Genomic DNA, 20,279 nt, shown 5'->3' with positions numbered 1-20,279 from the left:
AGAAGAACGCGAGAAGAAAAAGCCGAAGAAGAGGTGACCGCGAGCGGCCTCAGCCCACCGTGCTCTGCCGCACGATCAGCTCGACCGGCAGCGTGTTCAGGCGCGGCAGCGAGCCGCCCTGCATCGCCAGCGCGACGCCCATGCGGCCGAGCGCCTGGCGGTCCACGCGCACCGTGGTGAGCGGGGGCTTGGCCGATGCGGCGGTCTGCACGTCGTCGAAGCCGACGATCGCGACGTCCTCGGGCACGCGGAGGCCGGCAGCCAGGCACGTGTCGAGCGCCGCGAGCGCGGCCATGTCGTTGCAGGCGAACACCGCGTCCGGCGGCTTGCGCAGGCGCAGCAACTGCTGCATGGCGGCAGAAGCGCCGCGGTCGTGCGCGAGGCCCAGCGGCGCGACCACCTCCAGCTCCGGGTCGGCCAGGATGCCCGCTTCGAACAGCGCGCGGCGGTAGCCTTGGGCCCGCTCCAGGATGCTCACGTGCGCGAGCGACCCCGCGATGTAGGCGATGCGCTGGCGCCCGATGTCCAGCAGGTGCCGCGTGGCCAGGTACCCGCCGGTCGCGTTGTCGGGGTTCACCGCAAGCATGTCGCGCAGCGAGAAATCGATGAGCGCGAAGGGCAGGTCGAGCGCGGCCACCATGTCCAGCACCTCGGTCTCGAAGAAGCCCGCGGCCAGGATCATGTCCGGCTCGTGCAGCCGCAGCTGTTCGCGGATCGGGTCGGTCGGGCCGCACGTGAGCAGCGTGGGCACGATGCCGAACTCGCGGCAGGCGTCTTCCACCCCATGCAGCACGTCGGAGAAGAAAGGGTTGACCGAGAAGTGGCTGTGCTGGCGGTGCACCATGAAGACCAGCCGCTTGGCCTTGGCGCTGCGTAGGCGCCCGGCGTTGTAGCCGACGTCGCTGGCGATCTTGCGGATCATGCGGCGGGTGTCGTCCGAGAGGCCGCGCTGGTTCTTCAAGGCGCGCGAGACGGTGCTGATCGACACGCCGGCGGCCTCGGCCACATCGCGGATCGTTACGGGCATGGATTGCATGGGGGGAGTTGTCGGGCGGGAGGCGTCATTGTCACTGCGACGACAGTTGGTGATCGTGCATAACTTCTCCGCTGCCGGCAGGTTGCAGTGCAGCATAGGCATTTGCCCCAGTATGCAAGCGCGAGTCGCCCACGAACAATCGGTCCGCGCTCCATGGTGGCGCGCCGAGATGGACTGCATGACCGACTTCTTTTTTCCGAACCCGGGCGACCTCGCGAGATGAGCGACGTCATCCTCGAAACACGCCAGCTCACCAAGGAATTCAAGGGGTTCACCGCGGTCAGCAAGGTCAACCTCTCGGTGGTGCGCGGCTCGATCCACGCACTCATCGGCCCCAACGGCGCCGGCAAGACCACCTGCTTCAACCTGCTCACCAAGTTCCTGGAGCCCACCACGGGCACGATCCTGTTCAACGGCCAGGACATCACCGGCGAGCGCCCCGCGCAGATCGCGCGGCGCGGCATCATCCGCTCGTTCCAGATCTCGGCCGTGTTCCCGCACCTGACGCTGCTGGAGAACGTGCGCCTGGGGCTGCAACGGCGACTGGGCACCTCGTACCACTTCTGGAAGAGCGAGAAGTCGCTCAAGCCATTGGATGCCAGAGCCCGCGAGCTGCTGGCTGAAGTCGGCCTGGAAGACCTTGCCGACGAACAGACCGTGAACCTGCCCTACGGCCGCAAGCGCGCGCTGGAGATCGCCACCACCCTCGCGATGGAACCCGAGCTCATGCTGCTGGACGAGCCCACCCAGGGCATGGGCCATGAAGACGTGCACCGCGTGGCCGAGCTCATCAAGCGCGTGTCGGCCGGACGCACCATCCTCATGGTCGAACACAACATGAGCGTGGTCTCGACCATTGCCGACACCATCACCGTGCTGCAGCGCGGCGCCGTGCTGGCCGAAGGGCCCTACGCCGAAGTCTCGAAGAACCCGCAGGTCATGGAAGCCTACATGGGCACCACCGACGGCGAAATGCAGGGCGCGCACTGATGACCGCCGCACTCGAAATCAAAGGGCTCCAGGCCTGGTACGGCGAATCGCACGTGCTGCATGGCGTGGACATGGTCGTGCAGCCCGGCGAAGTCGTCACGCTCCTGGGCCGCAACGGCGCCGGCCGCACCACCACGCTGCGGGCCATCATGGGCCTGACCGGTGCGCGCAAAGGCAGCATCGAAGTCAACGGCAAAGAGACCATCGCGATGCCGACGCACCGCATCGCGCACCTGGGCATCGGCTACTGCCCCGAGGAACGCGGCATCTTCGCGAGCCTCTCGTGCGAAGAGAACCTGCTGTTGCCGCCGGAGTTGAAGGGCGCCGGGCAGGGCATGTCGGTCGAAGAGATCTACGCCATGTTCCCCAACCTGGCCGAACGCCGCCACAGCCAGGGCACGCGCCTCTCGGGCGGCGAGCAGCAGATGCTGGCGGTCGCGCGCATCCTGCGCACGGGCGCCAAACTGCTGCTGCTCGACGAGATCTCCGAAGGCCTCGCGCCCGTCATCGTGCAGGCGCTGGCCCGCATGATCACCACGCTGCGCGCCAAGGGCTACACGATCGTGATGGTGGAGCAGAACTTCCGCTTCGCCGCGCCGCTGGCCGACCGCTTCTACGTGATGGAGCACGGGCGCATCGTGGAGAAGTTCGGCGCGGCCGAGCTCGAAGCCAAGATGCCGGTGCTCACCGAGTTGCTCGGCGTCTGAACCCGCAAAAGTCCAAAAGACTCTTTCCCCCTTTCCTCATCCCACAAAGATTCCTTCAGGAGACAACACCATGAACAAGAAACTCGGCCTCATCGCCACCGCCGTCGCCATCCTCGCCATGGGCGCGGGCGCCGCACAGGCGCAGGAAAAAGTGAAGATCGGCTTCGTCACCGACCTCTCCAGCCTCTACGCCGACCTCGAAGGCAAGGGCGGCGCGACCGCCATCCAGATGGCCATCGACGACTTCGGCGGCAAGGCGCTGGGCCAGCCCATCGAGCTCCTGGTCGCGGACCACCAGAACAAGGCCGACATCGCCGCCTCCAAGGCCCGCGAGTGGGTCGACACGGCCGGCGTGACCATGATCTTTGGCGGCACCAACTCCGGCACCGCACTCGCGACCGCCAAGGTGGCCGAAGAGAAGAAGCGCGTGTACTTCAACAACGGCGCCGGCAGCTCCGTGCTCACCAACGAGCAGTGCTCGCCCTACACCGTGCACTACGCCTACGACACCGTGGCGCTCGCCAAGGGCACCGGCGCGGCGGTGGTCGACCGCGGCGGCAAGAGCTGGTTCTTCCTCACGGCCGACTACGCCTTCGGCCACGCGCTGGAAGCGGACACCACCAAGGTCGTGAAGGAAAAGGGCGGCACGGTGGTGGGCGCGGTGCGCCATCCGCTGAACGCATCGGACTTCTCCTCGTTCCTGCTGCAGGCACAGAACTCCAAGGCGCAGATCCTGGGTCTGGCGAACGCGGGCGGCGACACCATCAACGCGATCAAGGCGTCCAAGGAATTCGGCATCAACAAGACCATGAAGACCGCGGGCCTGCTGGTCTTTCTGAGCGACGTGCACAGCCTGGGCCTGAAGAACACCGAGGGCCTCCTGCACACCACCAGCTGGTACTGGGACCTGAACGACGAATCGCGCAAGTTCGCCAACCGCTTCTTCGAGAAGACCAAGCGCATGCCCACCGACGTGCAGGCCGCCGACTACTCGGCCACCATGACGTATCTGAAGGCCGTGGCCGCCGCCAAGACCACCGATTCGGACAAGGTGATGGCGCAGCTCAAGAGCATGAAGATCGACGACTTCTACGCCAAGGGCCAGATCCGCGCCGACGGCAGCTTCATCCACGACATGTACCTGGTCGAAGTGAAGTCGCCCGCCGAGTCGAAGAAGCCCTGGGACTACCTGAAGGTGCTCAAGACGCTGCCGGGCGACCAGGTCTTCACCACGAAGGCCGAGACGAAATGCACGCTCTGGAAATAAACGGCTGAAGCCGCGCCAGACCTTTTCACCGAAGTCAACCAAGAGGATCACGCCATGCAACGCACGCTCATCGCCTCCGCCTGCCTCGCCGCAACCTGCCTGATGGCGGCCGGCGCCGCGCAGGCGCAGGACAAGGTCAAGATCGGTTTCATCACCGACATGTCGAGCCTCTACGCGGACGTGGAGGGCAAGAATGGCGCCCTCGCCATCCAGATGGCCATTGACGACTTCGGCGGCAAGGTCAACGGCATGCCCGTGGAGCTGCTGCAGGCCGATCACCAGAACAAGGCCGACATCGCCGCCTCCAAGGCACGCGAGTGGATCGACACGCAGGGCCTGACGATGCTGTTCGGCGGTACCAGCTCGGGCACGGGCCTGGCCATGGCGAAGGTCGCGCAGGAGAAGAAGCGCGTCTTCATCGTGAACGGCGCGGGCAGCTCGGCGCTCACCAACGAGCAGTGCTCGCCCTACACCGTGCACTACGCCTACGACACCGTGGCGCTGGCCAAGGGCACCGGCGGCGCGGTGATCGCGCGCGGCGACAAGAGCTGGTATTTCCTCACGGCCGACTACGCCTTCGGCCAGGCGCTCGAGGCCGACGCCACCAAGGTGGTGAAGGAGAAGGGCGGCACGGTGCTGGGCAGCGTGAAGCATCCGCTCAACACGTCGGACTTCTCGTCGTTCCTGCTGCAGGCGCAGAACTCCAAGGCGCAGGTGCTGGCCCTCGCGAATGCGGGCGGCGACACGCAGAACGCGATCAAGGCCGCCAAGGAATTCGGCATCTCCAAGAGCATGAAGATGGTCGGCCTCTTGGTGTTCGTGACCGACGTGCACAGCCTGGGCCTGAAGAACACCGAGGGCCTCCTGCTCACCACCAGCTGGGACTGGAACCTGGACGACAAGACGCGCGCCTTCGGCAAGCGCTTCTTCGAGAAGACCAAGCGCATGCCCACCGACATCCAGGCGGCCGACTACTCGGCCACCATGACCTATCTCAAGGCCGTGCAGGCCGCCAAGACGGTCGATGCCGACAAGGTGATGGAGACCATCAAGTCCACGCCCATCGACGACTTCTATGCCAAGGGCACCGTGCGCGCCGACGGCCGCTTCGTGCACGACATGTACCTGATGCAGGTCAAGTCGCCGGCCGAATCCAAGCAGCCGTGGGACTACTACAAGGTCGTCCAGAAGCTGAAGGGCGAAGAAGTCTTCACGACCAAGGCCGAGAGCCGGTGCGCCCTCTGGAAGTGATCTCCCGCGGGCGCCGCAGCGGCGCCCGGGTTCGTTGAAACGCTTATGACCATTTCCCTTCCCGCCTTGTTGAGCCAACTCCTTCTGGGGCTGGTCAACGGCTCGTTCTACGCCATCCTGAGCCTCGGGCTGGCGGTGATCTTCGGTTTGCTCAACGTCATCAACTTCGCGCACGGCGCGCTGTTCATGCTGGGGGCCGTCCTCACCTGGATGGCCATGGAGTATTTCGGCATCAACTACTGGGTGATGCTGATTGCCGCGCCCATCGTCATCGGCCTCTTCGGCGTGGTGATCGAGCGGCTCCTGCTGCGCTGGATTTACAAGCTCGACCATCTCTACGGCCTCCTGCTCACCCTGGGCCTCACGCTCCTGATCGAAGGCGTGTTCCGCTCGGTCTACGGCGTCTCGGGCCTGCCCTACGACGCGCCCGATGCGCTCTCCAGCGCCACCGACCTGGGCTTCATGGTGCTGCCCAACTACCGCGCCTGGGTGGTCGTCGCCTCGCTGGTGATCTGTTTTGCGACCTGGTACGTGATCGAGAAGACGCGCCTGGGTGCTTACCTGCGCGCCGGCACCGAGAACCCGCGCCTGGTGGAAGCCTTCGGCGTCAACGTGCCGCTGATGATCACGCTGACCTACGCCTTCGGCTGCGCGCTCGCCGCCTTCGCCGGCGTGCTGGCCGCACCGGTGATGCAGGTCTCGCCGCTCATGGGCCAGAACCTCATCATCGTGGTCTTCGCCGTGGTCGTGATCGGCGGCATGGGCTCGATCATGGGCGCCATCCTCACCGGTCTGGGCCTCGGCGTGATCGAAGGGCTCACCAAGGTCTTCTATCCCGAGGCATCGTCTACGGTTGTGTTCGTGATCATGGTCATCGTGCTGCTCATCCGCCCCGCCGGCCTGTTCGGCAAAGAGAAATAAGGCGGACGGCATGAACATGAAAAAGATCTCCACCGTCGTCTACGCACTGCTGCTGGTCGCGCTCATCGCGGCGCCGTTCTTCGGCGCCTACCCGGTGTTCGTGATGAAGCTCATGTGCTTCGCGCTGTTCGCCGCGGCCTTCAACCTGCTGCTGGGCTTCACCGGCCTGCTGTCGTTCGGCCATGCGGCATTCCTCGGCGGCTCCGCGTACGTGGCGGGCCATGCCATGAAGGTCTGGGGCCTCACCCCCGAGCTGGGCCTCATCGCCGGCACCTTGAGCGGCGCCTTCCTCGGCTGGATCTTCGGCATCGTGGCCATCCGCCGCCAGGGCATCTACTTCGCGATGATCACGCTGGCGCTCGCGCAGATGATGTTCTTCGTCGCGCTGCAGGCCAGGTTCACCGGCGGCGAGGACGGCCTGCAGGGCGTGCCGCGCGGCAAGCTCTTCGGGGTCATCGACCTGTCGAACGACCTCACGATGTACTACGTCGCGCTGGTCGTCGTGGTGGCCGCGTTCCTCCTGATCGTGCGCACCATCCACTCGCCGTTCGGGCAGGTCTTGAAAGGCATCAAGGAGAACGAACCGCGCGCCTTGTCCCTCGGCTACGACGTGAGCCGCTTCAAGCTGCTGGCCTTCGTGATCTCGGCCGCGCTCTCGGGCCTCGCGGGCTCGCTAAAGACGCTGGTGCTGGGCTTCGCCACCCTGTCGGACGTGCACTGGACCGCCTCGGGCCAGGTCATCCTGATGACGCTCGTCGGCGGCCTGGGCACGCTCTCGGGTCCGCTGGTCGGCTCGGCGGTGGTGGTGCTGCTGGAGAACAAGATCGGCGAGCTGGGCAACTTCCTCGCGCGCATCACGACCATCGACTGGTTCAACACGCTGGGCGAGTCGGTGACCATGGTCACGGGCCTGATCTTCGTGATCTGCGTGCTCGCTTTCCGCAAGGGGATCATGGGCGAGATCATCGCCTTCATCGACCGGCGCAAGGGACGCGGCTCGGGCCCGTCGCACTGACCGGCTGAACGCACCCGCCCCGAAGGCCGCTGGTTGGCCTTCGGCAGCACAGTGATCTCGATCCCCCGCGGTTGATCCTCCGGCACAACGACAGCGCCCATCGTGCGCAGGGCATCGGGTGCTCCCCGCAGCGAAATCAAGGAGGAGGGCGAAGCCCGGGGGACATTCGCGGAGGGGAGCACCCGGTGGCCTGTGCACCCGCCCTGAACAGAACCTACAGCCGCAGCGGCGCTGCGTACCCCGTCATCTCCAGATAGCCACGCCCCACGCGCTTTCCCTGCGCATCAAGAAGATCGCTGAGGCCTTCCCAGTACACGCCTCCGGTCGATCCGCGGCTGTCCAGTTCCTGGTCATCGAGCAGCGCGCGCACCTCGAAGTTGCCGGACGGCGTCTGCACGCGCCATTGCGTCGGGTACTTCGCCTGCGTGCGCGGACTGTTCCACGCGTTGACGCTCTCGAAGCGCACCTCGTCGTTCTTGAACACGCGCAGAACACCATCGCGCGTGCGAAACGAACCACCACCCCACAGCGCACTGCCATCCTTGCGACGCAGATGAAAGGCGGTGAGCGCACTGCCATCGTCCAGGTTCATGCCGATCCAGTCCCAGCCCACGGCCTCGGGATGCATCAGCGCCTCGCTCCATTCGTGATCGAGCCACGCGGTGCCATCGACATCGAAGCCCTGGCCCTTGAGCGTGAGCTTGCCCTGCGTCTTCAACTGGGGTTCGCTGTAGTAGTAGCTCGCCTGGGCTTCATCGGGTCCCTTGCGCGAGAGGCCGGCGTTGCCTTGCAGGAGAACAGGCTGCGTCGGCGTGAAGCGCAGGTCGAGCGCGAACTCGCCGGCCGGAATGCGCGCCGCATAGCTGCCGTCCTTGCGCACCAGCGACCAGTCGCGCAATCGCACCTCGGTGTCGGCTTCGCTCGCCGATGCCACGCCGAAGCCGGCGCGCGCGATGCGCTGGTCGTGCAGCAGCACGCGGCCTTCGAGATCGGTGACGGCCGCGTGTGCGAACACGAGGTTCTTCGCGGCGAAGGCCGAGCGCATGGCCTGCGTCGCGTCGATGCGCGAGCGGAAGAAGGTCACCTGGAAGCCGAATTCGCGCCCCGCCGCATTCTTCGCATGGCCGGTGATGTACCACCACTCGGTGTGCAGATCAGGATGGCTGCCGAAGTCACGCGGGAACTGCAGCGAGCGCGCGGACAAGGCCCAGCTTGCGGGTGCCGCAGCCAACGCAGCCAGCAACAGGCTGCGCCGCGAGAGGCCGGAAGGGCCGAAAGGGCCGAACGACATCACCCCGCCACCAGCGCATCGACGCGCTGCTGCGCCGGCCCGATGTCGCCGAACGCGTTCTTCACCCACGCCGCGTCGTGGTAGCTCGGCAGGTAGCGCTCGCCCGAATCGCACAGCAGCGACAGGATCGATCCTTGCCGCCCGGCCGCGCGCATCTCCTGCGCCACGGCCAGCATGCCGATGAAGTTGGTGCCCGTCGAAGGCCCCACCTTGCGCCCGAGCAGCGCCGAGAGCGCATGCATCGCCGCGACCGAATCGAGGTTCGGCACCTCGATCATGCGATCGACCAGCGTGCGGATGAAGCTCGGCTCCACGCGCGGCCGCCCGATGCCTTCGATGCGCGAGCCGACCGCCGTCAGCGTTGCATCGCCCGTGCGGTGATAGGCCGAGAACACCGAGCCCTTCGGATCGGGCACGCACACCTGCGTGTCGTGGCAGCGGTAGCGCAGGTACCGGCCGATGGTGGCGCTCGTGCCCCCGGTGCCCGCGCCCACCACGATCCATTCGGGGATCGGATGGCGCTCCCGCGCCATCTGCTGGAACATGCTCTCGGCGATGTTGTTGTTGCCGCGCCAGTCGGTCGCGCGCTCGGCATACGTGAACTGGTCCATGTAGTGGCCGCCCGTGCGCTCGGCCAGCGCGCGGGCTTCCTCGTACACCTGCGCCGCGTGGTCCACGAAGTGGCAGCTCGCGCCGTAGAAGGCGATCTGCGCGATCTTCTCGGGCGAGGTGCTGCGCGGCATCACCGCAATGAAGGGCAGGCCCAGGAGCCGCGCGAAGTAGGCCTCGCTCACCGCCGTCGAGCCGCTCGACGCCTCCACGATCGTCGTGCCCTCGCGCACCCAGCCGTTGCACAGCGCATAGAGAAAGAGCGAACGTGCGAGCCGGTGCTTCAAGCTGCCCGTCGGATGGGTGGATTCGTCCTTCAGGTACAGGTCGATGCCCGCGGCCGCGAGCGCGGGCAGGGGCAGCGGGATCAGGTGCGTGTCGGCGCTGCGCTGGTAGTCGGCCTCGATGCGGTGGATGGCGCCGCCGAGCCAGCCGCTGCACGAGGCGCCAGGGAGAAAGGAGGGTGTGGGCTGCATAGCGCGCCAGTCTACAAGTCATGCCTTGTAACCTCGCGCCCCGAAGAAATCTGGATACTGTGCGCTGCCATCAACAAGGCAGGAGACGAGACACATGAAAAGAACGAGCCCGCGCCTCGCAGCGCGACGCATGCCGAACAACCATCGGCTTTCCCTTGGCGCCACGGCGCTTGCAGCCATCGCACTGGCCGGCTGCGCATCCAGCCCTCCGGGCAGCAGCGACACGCCCACGCGCCCCTCTTCATCTTTCACCGTGCCCGGCCTGGAGAAACCCGCCGAGGTGCTGGTCGATCGCTGGGGCGTTCCGCACCTGTATGCGGGCACGCTCTACGACGCCTTCGTGGCGCAGGGCTTCATCGCCGCGCGCGACCGGCTCTGGCAGATGGACCTCTGGCGCAAGCGCGGCCTCGGCGAAATGGCGAAAGACTTCGGCCCCGCCTGGGTCGAGAGCGACCGCGCCGCGCGCGCCGTGCTCTACCGCGGCGACATGTACCGCGAGTGGCTGGCCTACGGGTCGGACGCCAAGCGCGTGGCCGAGGCCTTCACCGCCGGCGTCAACGCCTACGTCGCGCAGGTGCGCGCGCAGCCCGCGCTGCTGCCCACCGAGTTCGCGTTGCTGGGCTACCAGCCGGCCACGTGGTCGCCCGAGGACGTGGTGCGCATCCGGCACCACGGGCTCACGCTCAATTTCACGTCCGAGGTCGATCGCGCGCGCGCTTTCTGCGCCGGCGGGCAGGGCGTCAAGGCCGACTGGCTGCGCCGCGAGCTCGATCCGCCGGTCACGCCGAAGGTGCCGGTGGGTTTCGATCCCTGCACCATCCCCGCGGCGGAGCTGCGCGCGGCCTACATGCGGGCGACCGAATCGCCGCAGTTCAGCAAGGCGAACACGCGCGTGGGCATGGACGCGGGCGCGCCCTCCACGCCGGTCGCCCTGCTGCCCGGCAGCGCCGAATCCATCGCCGCGAAAGCCGAGCAGGACGCGGCGCAGCAACAGGAACAGGCCCTGCAAGGCGATCCCACGGGCGCCTACGGCAGCAACAACTGGGTCATCTCGCCGAAGCTCACGTCCACGGGCCGGCCCATCCTGGCCAACGACCCGCACCGCTCGCACGGCGCGCCGAGCCTGCGCTACATGACGCACCTGAGCGCGCCCGGCATGGACGCCATCGGCGCGGGCGAGCCCTTCCTGCCGGGCCTGTCGATCGGCCACAACGGCACCATCGCCTTCGGCCTCACGCGCTTCTACATGGACCAGGAAGACCTGTACGTGTACCAGCTCAACCCGCGCAACCCCAACGAGTACCGCTACCAGGGCCGCTGGGAGCCGATGACGCGCGTCACCGAGCGCATCGCGGTCAAGGGCGAGGGCGCGCCGCGCGAAGTGGTCAACACCTTCACGCGCCACGGGCCCGTGCTGCTTTCGGAGCCCGGCAAGCGCCGCGCGTATGCCTTGCGCGCGGCCTGGCTGGAGCCCGGCATGGCGCCGTACTTCGGTTCGATGGACTACATGCGCGCACGCAACTGGGACCAGTTCCGCGCCGCGATGAACCGCTGGGGCGCGCCCGGCGAGAACCAGGTGTATGCCGACAGCAGCGGCAACGTCGGCTGGATTCCGGGCGGCCTCACGCCCATCCGCCCGAACTGGGACGGCCTCATGCCCGTGCCGGGCGACGGCCGCTACGAGTGGTCGGGCTTTCGCAATGGCGACGAGCTGCCCTCGGAGTTCAACCCCGCGCGCGGCTACGTGGTGACCGCCAACGAGAACAACATTCCGCCCGACCATCCGGCCGCCAAGAAAGGCATCGGCTACGAGTGGAGCGATGCGGCCCGCGCGCGCCGCCTGAAGGAGCTGTTCGCCGCGAAGGTGGCGGCGGGCTCGCGCTTCACCATCGAGGACTCCGAGCGCATGCAGAACGACATCGTCGCGACGCCCGCGCAGCGGCTGCTGAAGCTGCTGGCGGGCCTGCGCAGCGACGACGCGCAAACGGCCGCGGGCCTGCGCCTGCTGCAGGGCTGGGACGGCACGATGGACCGCGACAGCGCCGCGGCCGCGCTCTACGAGGTGTGGAGCAGCAAGCCGCTGCGCGCGGCGGTGCTCAAGGCCGGCGCGGGCGATGTGGGCGCGCCGCTGGCGGCGCCCGGCGACAACACGCGCATGGTGCTGCTGCTGGAGAACCCGTTCGGCTGGGTCAGCGACGCGGAGCGCGATGCCCTGCTGCTGCAGACGCTGCCGCCCGCGATGCAGGAACTCACCGCCAAGCTCGGCCCCGACATGAAGGCCTGGAAGTGGGGCACGCTGCACCGCGCGGAGTTCCGCCATCCGCTGGCCGGCGTGGTCGATGCGGCCACGCGCAAGAAGCTCGACGTCGGCGACTGGCCGATGTCCGGTTCCAGCTTCACGCCGATGGCCGCGACCTACCGCGCGAGCGACTACAAGTTGACCGCGGGCGCATCGTTCCGCATGGTGCTGGACGTGGGCAACTGGGACGCCTCGCGCGTGATCAACACGCCCGGCCAGTCGGGCAACCCGGACAGCCCGAACTACCGCGACCTCGCGCCGCTGTGGCTCGAAGGCAAGTACGTGCCGCTGGTCTACAGCCGCGGGGCGGTGGAGAAGGAAACGGTGGAGCGCATCCAGCTCGCGCCCGCAAAATAGGCGGCATGACCCTCGACGAGCTCAACCGGACATTCGCCGCAGTCCCCGCGCGCCACAAGGAAGTCTCGATCATCGCGAGCATGGATGACGAGCCTGCCCGGCCCAGCCGGCGCCTGATGGAGATCGCGCTGGAGGCCTGTTCGGCGGCGATGGATGGGGCGCTTCCGATCTACGAAGGCCGCGCGTCGACGGAGCCGCACTGGTTCGACACCTGGCCCGGCGAGCACTACCGCCTGCTCGCCGCGCTGGTGCGCACGCTGAACCCCAGGACAGTGATCGAGATCGGCACCTTCACCGGCATGGGCACGCTGGCGCTCGCGCAGGAGCTGCAGCCATCGGGCACGCTGACCACCTTCGACCTGCTGGCGTGGGACAGCTTTCCCGACACATGGCTCGCGCCTTCCGACTTCGCCGCGGGCCGCGTGCGGCAAGTGCTGCACGACATCTCCGCGCCAGGCGGCATCGAGCCGCATCGCGCGCTGTTCGAAGCGGCCGAGTTGATCTTTGTCGACGGGCCGAAGGACGGCATCACCGAAGCGAACATCCTCGCGAATCTGGCCACGTTGAATTTGTCGCGCGACGTGGTGATCGTGTTCGACGACATCCGCGTCGTGAACATGATCGATATCTGGCGCCGCATCGCCCGGCCCAAGATGGACCTCACTTCCTTCGGCCACTGGAGCGGCACGGGCCTCGTCGACTGGAACGGAACGTCGGACCTCTGAGCGTTGAAGGACGAGAGGGTCCTACCAGTCCTCTTTCACCGCCAGCACCACGTCCTTGCCCGCGGCCGCCCGTCCCGCCAGCCAGGCGGTGACGGTGCCCGCCACGACCACCGCGCCGCACAGCGCGATGAGGCGCGCCCACGGCACGAGCAGGTCCATCGTCCAGTGAAAGCTCTGCGGGTTCACCACCTTCACGAGCACCACCGACACCGCGAGCCCGAGCACCAGTCCGGCCACCGCGCCGATGGCCGTCCACGCCGCGCCTTCGCCCGCCACCACCGCGAGCACCTGGCGCTGCGTGAACCCCAGGTGCGCAAGCAGCCCGAACTCCTTGCGCCGCGCGAGCACCTGCGCGCTGAAGCTCGCCGCGATGCCGAAGAGACCGATGGCGATGGCCACGGCCTGCAGCCAGTAGGTCACCGCGAAGCTGCGGTCGAAGATGCGCAGCGACGTCGTGCGGATCTGCCCGACCGAGGCGATCTCCACGGAGTCGGGCGACCCGCCACCCTGGCGCGCGGCGAGCGCGCGCACGTCCGCCTGCACGGCGCCTTCGGAGGCGCCCGGCGCGAGCCACAGCGAGATGTCGCTCACGTCGCGCTGGCCGGTGATGCGCTCGTAGTCGCGCGCGTCCATCGTGATGGCGCCGAACTGCCGCGCGTAGTCGCGCCACACGCCCGCGACGAAGAAGGTGTTCGCGACCTTCGTGGGAAGCGCGGTGGCCGACAGCGCGGCGGCCAGCGGCGCGAAGGCCGTGCCCGGCTTCGCGCCGTAGAGCTCCACCATCGGCTCGCTCACGTAGATGCCGATCTGCCCCGGGGGCACGGGCAGCGCCGAGCCCACCAGCGGCAGCGATTGCGACGCGCTGCCTTCCAGGCTGCGCGCGATCAGCGTCACGGCCGGCTGCGCGGCATCGAGCTGCAATGACTGCGTGCGCAGCGTGCCTGTGCGTGCGACGCCGGGCAGTTGCGCCAGTGCCTGCACGAACGCGGGCGGAAAGGTCGCGGTGTCGGTGCTGCTCGTGCCGCCGCTGTTGCCGCCGCGGCCGCCCGCGGTGGCGCGCACGTACAGGTCGGCCGGCAGCACCACGTCGAGCCAGTGCGTCACCGAATCGCGAAAGCTCGCGACCATCGCCGTGAGCGCCACCGCGAGGCTCAGGCTCGCGACCACGCCGCTCACCGCCACGGCCGCCGTGCCGCGCATGCGCCGCGCGCGCTCGATGGCCAGCATCGGCAGCACGCGCTCGGCGAACGCGGGCGCGATGCGGTCGTACAGCAGCGCGATCAGCCAGGGCAGGGCGGTGATGCCGCCCACCAGCAGGCACGCCACCGAGAGGTACGCCGCCACCGGAATGCCGCCGATGGCCGGGATGTTGGCGAGCGCAGCGCTCAGTGCGATCAGCCCGAGCGCGAGCCAGTGGCTGCGGCTTTGCGTGGGCGCGGCGCCCAGCCCCTTGAGCGTCTGCGCCTCGGGCAGCGCCTGTGCCGCGCGCGCGGGCCACCAGCCGCCCACCAGCGCGGCCGCCACGCCGAGGCCGCCGTAGAGCAGTGCCGCGCCGCCGCTCCAGTGCAGCTTGGGCGCGACGCCTTCGAAATACCCGCCGCCCAGGTCGCCGCCCAGCACCCGCAGCGCGAAGGCCGCGAGCGCGGTGCCGAGCGCCAGGCCCGCGGCGCTGCCGATCACGCCCAGCACCAGCGATTCGGCCAGCACCAGCCGCAGCCGCTCGCGCGGCGTGAGGCCAAGCACGCCGAGCAGCGCGAACTGCTGCGCGCGCTTGGCCACACTGAGTGCCAGCACAGAGAACACCAGGAACGCACCCGTGAACAGCGCCACCAGCGCGAGCACCGTGAGGTTGACGCGGTAGGCGCGCGAGAGGTTGCTCACGCGCTCGGCCGCATCGCCCGGCTCCGCGAACTGCACGCCCGCGGGCCAGCCGGGGGATTTCTGCAGCGCCTCGGTGAAGGCCGCGCGGTCGGTGCCGGGCGCCAGGCGCAGGTCGATGCGGCTCAGGCGCCCGACCTGGTCGAACAGGTCTTGCGCGGCCGCGATGTCCATCACCGCGAGCGCCGTGCCGCTGGCGGCGACGTGGCCGGCCACGTCGAGCTTGTGCCATGTCGCGCCACTGCGCAGTTGCACCGTCTCGGCGGTGCCGGTGGCTTCCGTCGGGAGCCCCAGCACGCTGCGTGCTGCGGCGTTGAGGAACACATGGCCGGGCGCGAAGAGAGAGAAGCGGTCGGCGCCGGCCGAGGGCTGCGGCATCAGCGCGGGCGCGATGGTGGGAAGCACCAGCGCATCGACGCCGATCACGCGTATCGGCACCTGGCGTTCGCCGCTGGCGAGGGCCAGGCCCTGGAACTCGAGCACGGGGCTCGCGAGCGTCACCTGCGGATGCCGCGCCAGCTGCGCGAACACGGCCTCGTCGAAGCCGCCCTGTACGGCGCGCACCTCGAGATCAGGCTGGCCATTGACCGAGCGCACCGCGCTCGAAAACTCGTCGAGCGCGGAGGCATTGATGAGCTGCACCGAGAACGCGAGCGCCACGCCCAGCATCACGGCCAGCACGGCCGCCGCGTTGCGCCAGGGGTGGTGGCGCAGTTCCTGCCAGGAGAAGGTGGTGAGCAATGCACGCATGCGCCGATTGTGGCCGCGGGCCGCGTGTTACATCCGCGTGGCACGATGGCGCCTCTTTCGATGACGATGCCCCGAGGAATTCGACGATGCGGCGCCTGCCCCCAGCCTTGTCCACAAGCATGTTCCCGGTGATGCGCCGCCGCTGGTTCGCGGCCTGGCTTCTGGCCCCGCTGCTGGCCGGCAACGCCGCCGCACAACTCCAGCCGCCGCAGCAATCACAACAACAGCAGCAACCGCTGTCCCTCGCGAGCGATCCGGCCGTGCTGGCCAAGACGGCGCTCGGGGCCGAGCGCGGAACGCTCGTCGTCGGCCTCTTGCGCAACGGCAAGGCCTCGTATGGCGCGGCCTACAACCCCGAGCCGCTCTCGCCCCCGCGCGCCATCGAGCCCAACAGCGCCGAGCAGCCGATGTTCGAGATCGGCTCGGTCACCAAGGTCTTCACCGGCCTCCTGCTCGCGCAGGCGGTGGAGCGTGGCGACCTGAAGCTGGACGACACCGTGGGCAAGGTGCTCGCGGGCAAGGTCCAGGGGATGCCGCCCGCGGTGGGCGCGGTCACGCTCAGGCAACTCGCCACGCACACGGGCTGCATGCCCGTGATGGCCGATGGCGTGACGGGCGGGGAGCCGCTGGCCGAGCAGCTGCGCAGTTTCGACCGGCCGATGTTCTGGGCCGCGCTCTCGCGCATCAAGCTCACCGCGCCAGCGGCGCCGTGCGAGGCCGCGTACAGCAACTTCGGCATGGCGCTGCTCGGGCAGCTGCTGGCCGAGCGCTACAACACCTCGTGGGGCGAGCTGGTGCGCGCGCGCATCACCGAGCCGCTGGGCATGAACGATACCGTGATTTCGCTGGGCGACAAGGCCTCGCGCATGGCCCCGGCCTTCTCCGGCGACCGCCGCCGGCCGCTGCTGGACATGATGGCCTACGCGCCGGCCAGCGCGCTGCGCTCGACAGCGGCCGACATGATGACCTTCAGCCGCGCGGTCCTGGCCGGCGCAAGCGGCCCGCTGGGCCCGGCGGCCGCGCGCATGCTCACGCCGCTCGCGCGCTACGAGGGCGCCGAGATCGGCTACGCCGTGATGGTGCGCGGCCCCGAGGGCGGGCGCCGCACGTACTGGCACGCGGGGCTCACCGAGGGCTACCGCACGCTGTGGCTGATCGCGCCCGACACGGGCGAGGCGCTGATCGTGCTCAGCAGCAACGCGCGCGCGCCGCTGCAGCCGGTGATGCTGGCGATCGGCAAGAACCGCTACCCGGTGTCGACGACGGAAGTGCCGGTCGATCCAAAGCGGCTGGAGGACTACAAGGGCGAGTACCGCATCAGCAAGACCAAGGCGCTGGGCTTCACGGTGCGCAACGGGCGCCTGCTGGTGCGCGAGACGGGGCGCGGCTACAACGCGCTCACGCCGACGGGCACCGATCGCTTCGCGGTTGCCACCATCGGCGCGCAGATCGTCTTCCGGCGCGGGGAGGGCAATGCGGTGGTGGGGGTGACGCTGGCGCAAGGAGGGAGCCAGCTCGAAGGGCGGCGGGTGGGCGAGGCTGTCGCCGTACCGCAGGAGTGAGCGCGGCGTCGCTCAGAGCCGCTGCGACATCCCGTTGAGATACGCCCGCACCGCCGCATTCGCACTGAGCCCGATCGCGCGGTCATAAGCCTGCCGCGCCGCGGCACGCGCGCCGCCGGCAGCGAGCAGATGCGCGCGCGCCGCCCAGAAGGGCTGGTAGCTCGCCACCTCGTCCGAGGGAATCGCTTCGAGCGCGCGCAGCCCGACTTCGGGTCCGCGCGCATTCGCCAGCGCGCAGGCGCGGCTGACCTGCGCGCCGATGCTGGGCCGCAAGGCCAAGAGGCCTTCGTACAGCGACACCAGCACCTCGGGCGCCACCGGCGCGCCCACGCGGCGCTCGCAATGGGCCGACTGGATGGCGGCCTCCAGCTGGTAGGCGCCGAGGGACTTCATCTCCGATGCCAGGCGCAGGCACCGCTCGGCCTCCGCGAGCAGGTCGGGGTCCCAGCGCAAGGTGTCCTGCTGGTCGAGCGGCACGTAGGCACCGGTGTCGCTGCGGCGTGCTGCGGCGCGGCTTTCGCAGAAGAGCATCAGCGCGCGCAGGCCCAGCGGCTCGGGCTCGCCGGGCATCAGGTGGCAGAGGATGCGGCCCAGGTCGATGGCTTCGGCCGTGAGGCCGCGCGGCAGCGCATCGGCGCCGTCGACGTCGTCCCAGCCGGTGCCGTAGGCGGCGTAGATGCCGTCGAGCACGTCCTGCAGCCGCTGCGGCAGGTCGCGCGCTTGCGGATATTCGAAGGGAATGCCCGCCGCGCGGATGCGCGCCTTCGCCCGCACGAGGCGCTGGCCCAGCGTGGCGGGCGCGGAGAGAAAGGCGCCGGCCATGCGCGCCGCGTCGAGGCCCAGCACGGTCTGCAGCATGAGCGGCGCGCGGGCGGCCGCGTCGATGGCCGGGTGCGCGCAGACGAAGAGCAGGCGCAGCCGCTCGTCGGGCACGGCGGTGCCCTCGGCGGCGGCTTCGTCCATTTCGCCGGCGAGCAGCAGCAGGGTCTGCGTGGCCTGATCCTGCACGCGGGTGTGGCGCCAGGCGTCGAGCTTGCGGTGCCGCGCCACGCTCAGGAGCCACGCGTCGGGCTGCGCGGGAATGCCGTCGGCAGGCCAGCGTTCGAGCGCGCGCGCGAAGGCATCGGCGAGCGCGTCTTCGGAAGCGGCGATGTCGTGCGTGCGCGCCGACAAAATCGCCAGCAGCCGGCCGTACGACTCGCGCGCCGCCTTGTCGGCGGCCTGATGAGCCGCCGGGGAGTTCACGCTGTAGCCGCAGTAGCCGCTGTGGCCATGAAGACCGGCCGCACCTCCACGCCCCCGCTGGCGGCGCAGGGCGCGCGCGCCGCCCATTCGAGCGCGGCGTCCAGGTCGGGCACATCGACCACGAAGTAGCCGCCCAGCTGCTCCTTGGTGTCGGCAAAGGGGCCGTCCTGCACCTGGCGCTTGTCGCCGCGGATGCGCAGCGTGGTGCCGGTCATGGGCGGGAAGAGGCCGTGGCCGCCGAGGGCAACGCCCGACTGGCGCACCGCATCGGCGTACGCGATCCAGCTGGACCGGTAGGCCTGGGATGACGCGTCGTCGCGCTGTTCGAATTCGGCCGCGGGCTGATAGAACATCAACATGTACTGCATGGTGTCTCTCCGTGAAGGAAAAGCTTGCTGAGCAAGATCGCTCACCACAATGACGGTCCGCAGCCGGTCATTTCGACACGGAAGGTCCGTGCCGCGCAGATTATTTTTTACGCGATTGCCGTTTGGCGCAACGGTTGCGCTACCTACGTCTTTCGTCTGGTACGCCTTTAGGCTGCCTTCTCGTTGACGGAGGCGGAGAACATGCTTTCCATCTCGTGGCGCAGGCGATAGGCGGCGGTCGAGGTGTCGATCGCCACGTCGGCCCAGCCGAGGCTCTGGCCCTTCTTCACCGGCCGCACGAGCTTGACGTTGTGCGCCAGGCCCAGCGGCAGGCCGCCCAGGCGCAGCGACCGATCGGCCGGCAGCAGCTTGCCCCACACGGTGTAGCCGCCTTCGCCGTCGAGCATTTCGCCGGCCGCGAGGTCGCGCTTGGCGGTGGCGACCACGTCGGCGTTCCAGCAGGTGGCCACGCCGGTCGCCTCGCCGCGCAGCGCCACGCTCGCCACCGACATGCCGACCTCCAGGCCGATCAGGTGCCAGCGTTTGTAGAGCGTGAAGTAGCGCCCGCTCGGGTCGGTGTGGGCGTTGTATTCCTCGAAGCAGTTCTTGATGTAGTCGGTCTCGGCCTCGACGGTGACCCACACGCCCATGCGGATGTCGTAGGGAATCTTGCGGCCATCGGCTTCGAGCGAGGAGATCACCTCGACCATGCCCTTGCGCTCGAGCACGCCGCCTTCGCTGCGCGGACGGGTGACGAAGGGAATGTCTTCCACGCTCGCGGGCGGGTAGAGGAGGCCGTCCGACGGCACGGTAAGGCCGGTGGCGTTGGCCACCGCCGAGCTTTCGATCGACGGCTTGGAGCCGTCCAGAAAGCTGTTGAACATCTTCGGGTTGAGCCCGCCGCGCAGCGCCTGCTCGGGCGTGAGGCCGTAGTTGCCCCACACGGTCTCGGGCGTCGATTCGGTGAAGTGCGGCAGCCACTTGTGGCCGCGCCCGGCCGCCACCACCGGAAAGCCGCAGGTGCGCGCCCAGTCGACCAGGTCGCAGATGAGCGCGGGCTGGTCGCCGAACGCCAGCGAATAGATCACGCCGGCCTGCTGCGCCTTGTGCGCGAGCAGCGGGCCGCAGAAGGCATCGGCCTCCACCGTCACGTTGACCACGTGCTTGCCGTGCGCGAAGGCATCCAGGCAATGGTCCACGGCGGCGACCGGGTTGCCGGTGCACTCGACCACGATGTCGATGGAGGGCTCGCGCGTCACGGCCTGCCAGTCGTCGGTGATCCAGGTGGCGCCGGTCTTCAGCGCTTCCTGCACCGAGCCCGCGGCGCTGCGCTCTGGCTTCCAGCTGACGCGCGCGAGGTTCACGCGCGCCGCATCGGGCGACAGGTCGGCGATCGCGACGAGCTGCACGCCGGGCGTGCGCGGGATCTGCGCGAGGTACATCGCGCCGAACTTGCCGGCGCCGATCAGGCCGATGCGGATGGGGCGGCCTTCGGCGGCGCGCTGCTGCAGGCGGGTGTGGAGGCTCATGGG

General features: G+C 68.8%; 16 protein-coding genes. 9 read left to right on the top strand and 7 right to left on the bottom strand.

Annotated elements, in window-relative coordinates; all coding sequences use genetic code 11:
* Positions 1 to 49: 49 nt before the first annotated feature.
* A complete protein-coding gene (locus tag JC881_RS06260; RefSeq protein WP_198784781.1) occupies positions 50 to 1,027 on the bottom strand; it encodes a LacI family DNA-binding transcriptional regulator in 978 nt (325 codons plus the stop codon).
* Positions 1,028 to 1,255: 228 nt separating this feature from the next.
* Here JC881_RS06260 and JC881_RS06255 point away from each other — a divergent pair, with 228 nt between their 5' ends.
* From JC881_RS06255 to JC881_RS06230, 6 genes are all read left to right on the top strand, one after another.
* Complete coding sequence (locus JC881_RS06255) at positions 1,256 to 2,026, top strand: ABC transporter ATP-binding protein (RefSeq protein ID WP_093431332.1); 771 nt, start codon at positions 1,256 to 1,258, stop codon at positions 2,024 to 2,026.
* Positions 2,026 to 2,733, top strand: coding sequence for an ABC transporter ATP-binding protein (locus JC881_RS06250; RefSeq protein WP_198784780.1), 708 nt, complete (start codon positions 2,026 to 2,028; stop codon positions 2,731 to 2,733). The genes JC881_RS06255 and JC881_RS06250 overlap by 1 nt, the downstream gene beginning before the upstream one ends.
* 118 nt (positions 2,734 to 2,851) lie before the next feature.
* Positions 2,852 to 4,000 (top strand): ABC transporter substrate-binding protein, encoded by a 1,149-nt coding sequence (locus JC881_RS06245; RefSeq protein ID WP_233101626.1) that lies wholly within the window; start codon positions 2,852 to 2,854, stop codon positions 3,998 to 4,000.
* A 54-nt stretch (positions 4,001 to 4,054) separates the two neighbouring features.
* The gene (locus JC881_RS06240) at positions 4,055 to 5,251 is read left to right on the top strand and encodes an ABC transporter substrate-binding protein (RefSeq protein WP_198784778.1); all 1,197 of its coding nucleotides are present in this window, start codon (positions 4,055 to 4,057) and stop codon (positions 5,249 to 5,251) included.
* A gap of 45 nt (positions 5,252 to 5,296) precedes the next feature.
* A complete protein-coding gene (locus tag JC881_RS06235; RefSeq protein WP_198784777.1) occupies positions 5,297 to 6,172 on the top strand; it encodes a branched-chain amino acid ABC transporter permease in 876 nt (291 codons plus the stop codon).
* A 10-nt stretch (positions 6,173 to 6,182) separates the two neighbouring features.
* A complete protein-coding gene (locus tag JC881_RS06230; RefSeq protein ID WP_198784776.1) occupies positions 6,183 to 7,187 on the top strand; it encodes a branched-chain amino acid ABC transporter permease in 1,005 nt (334 codons plus the stop codon).
* A gap of 214 nt (positions 7,188 to 7,401) precedes the next feature.
* Here JC881_RS06230 and JC881_RS06225 read toward each other — a convergent pair whose 3' ends face one another.
* Both JC881_RS06225 and JC881_RS06220 read right to left on the bottom strand, forming a co-directional pair.
* Positions 7,402 to 8,478, bottom strand: a complete 1,077-nt coding sequence (locus JC881_RS06225; protein ID WP_198784775.1) for a lipocalin-like domain-containing protein — start codon at positions 8,476 to 8,478, stop codon at positions 7,402 to 7,404.
* Positions 8,478 to 9,563, bottom strand: coding sequence for a PLP-dependent cysteine synthase family protein (locus JC881_RS06220; RefSeq protein ID WP_198784774.1), 1,086 nt, complete (start codon positions 9,561 to 9,563; stop codon positions 8,478 to 8,480). Before JC881_RS06220 ends, JC881_RS06225 begins: the two co-directional genes overlap by 1 nt.
* Before the next feature lie 130 nt (positions 9,564 to 9,693).
* Between JC881_RS06220 and JC881_RS06215 the strand changes: the two genes are divergently transcribed.
* Positions 9,694 to 12,219 (top strand): penicillin acylase family protein, encoded by a 2,526-nt coding sequence (locus tag JC881_RS06215; RefSeq protein ID WP_443083333.1) that lies wholly within the window; start codon positions 9,694 to 9,696, stop codon positions 12,217 to 12,219.
* Positions 12,220 to 12,224: 5 nt separating this feature from the next.
* Positions 12,225 to 12,944: a class I SAM-dependent methyltransferase gene (locus JC881_RS06210; RefSeq protein WP_198784772.1), complete on the top strand. Its 720-nt coding sequence runs from the start codon at positions 12,225 to 12,227 to the stop codon at positions 12,942 to 12,944.
* Positions 12,945 to 12,965: 21 nt separating this feature from the next.
* On the opposite strand, the gene JC881_RS06205 is transcribed toward JC881_RS06210, so the two are convergent.
* On the bottom strand, positions 12,966 to 15,572 hold the full coding sequence (locus JC881_RS06205) for an FtsX-like permease family protein (RefSeq protein ID WP_198784771.1): 2,607 nt from the start codon (positions 15,570 to 15,572) through the stop codon (positions 12,966 to 12,968).
* Positions 15,573 to 15,679: 107 nt separating this feature from the next.
* Here JC881_RS06205 and JC881_RS06200 point away from each other — a divergent pair, with 107 nt between their 5' ends.
* Positions 15,680 to 17,134: a serine hydrolase domain-containing protein gene (locus JC881_RS06200; protein ID WP_233101545.1), complete on the top strand. Its 1,455-nt coding sequence runs from the start codon at positions 15,680 to 15,682 to the stop codon at positions 17,132 to 17,134.
* Between the two features lie 12 nt (positions 17,135 to 17,146).
* Here JC881_RS06200 and JC881_RS06195 read toward each other — a convergent pair whose 3' ends face one another.
* The 3 genes from JC881_RS06195 to JC881_RS06185 form a co-directional block, all read right to left on the bottom strand.
* Entirely contained in the window at positions 17,147 to 18,379 is a 1,233-nt protein-coding gene (locus JC881_RS06195) for an RNA polymerase sigma factor (RefSeq protein ID WP_198784769.1), read from the bottom strand.
* Positions 18,376 to 18,747 carry a YciI family protein gene (locus tag JC881_RS06190; protein WP_198784768.1) on the bottom strand — a complete coding sequence of 124 codons (372 nt, stop codon included), beginning with the start codon at positions 18,745 to 18,747 and terminating at the stop codon, positions 18,376 to 18,378. Before JC881_RS06190 ends, JC881_RS06195 begins: the two co-directional genes overlap by 4 nt.
* Positions 18,748 to 18,914: 167 nt before the next feature.
* Positions 18,915 to 20,276, bottom strand: a complete 1,362-nt coding sequence (locus JC881_RS06185) for an NAD(P)H-dependent oxidoreductase (RefSeq protein WP_198784767.1) — start codon at positions 20,274 to 20,276, stop codon at positions 18,915 to 18,917.
* Positions 20,277 to 20,279 lie beyond the last annotated feature (3 nt).

Origin of the sequence: Variovorax sp. IB41, from assembly GCF_016405905.1 — a bacterium.
Lineage (GTDB): Bacteria > Pseudomonadota > Gammaproteobacteria > Burkholderiales > Burkholderiaceae_C > Variovorax.
Note: the sequence above shows the minus strand (reverse complement) of the source record. Positions and strands in the feature narration are given on the sequence as shown.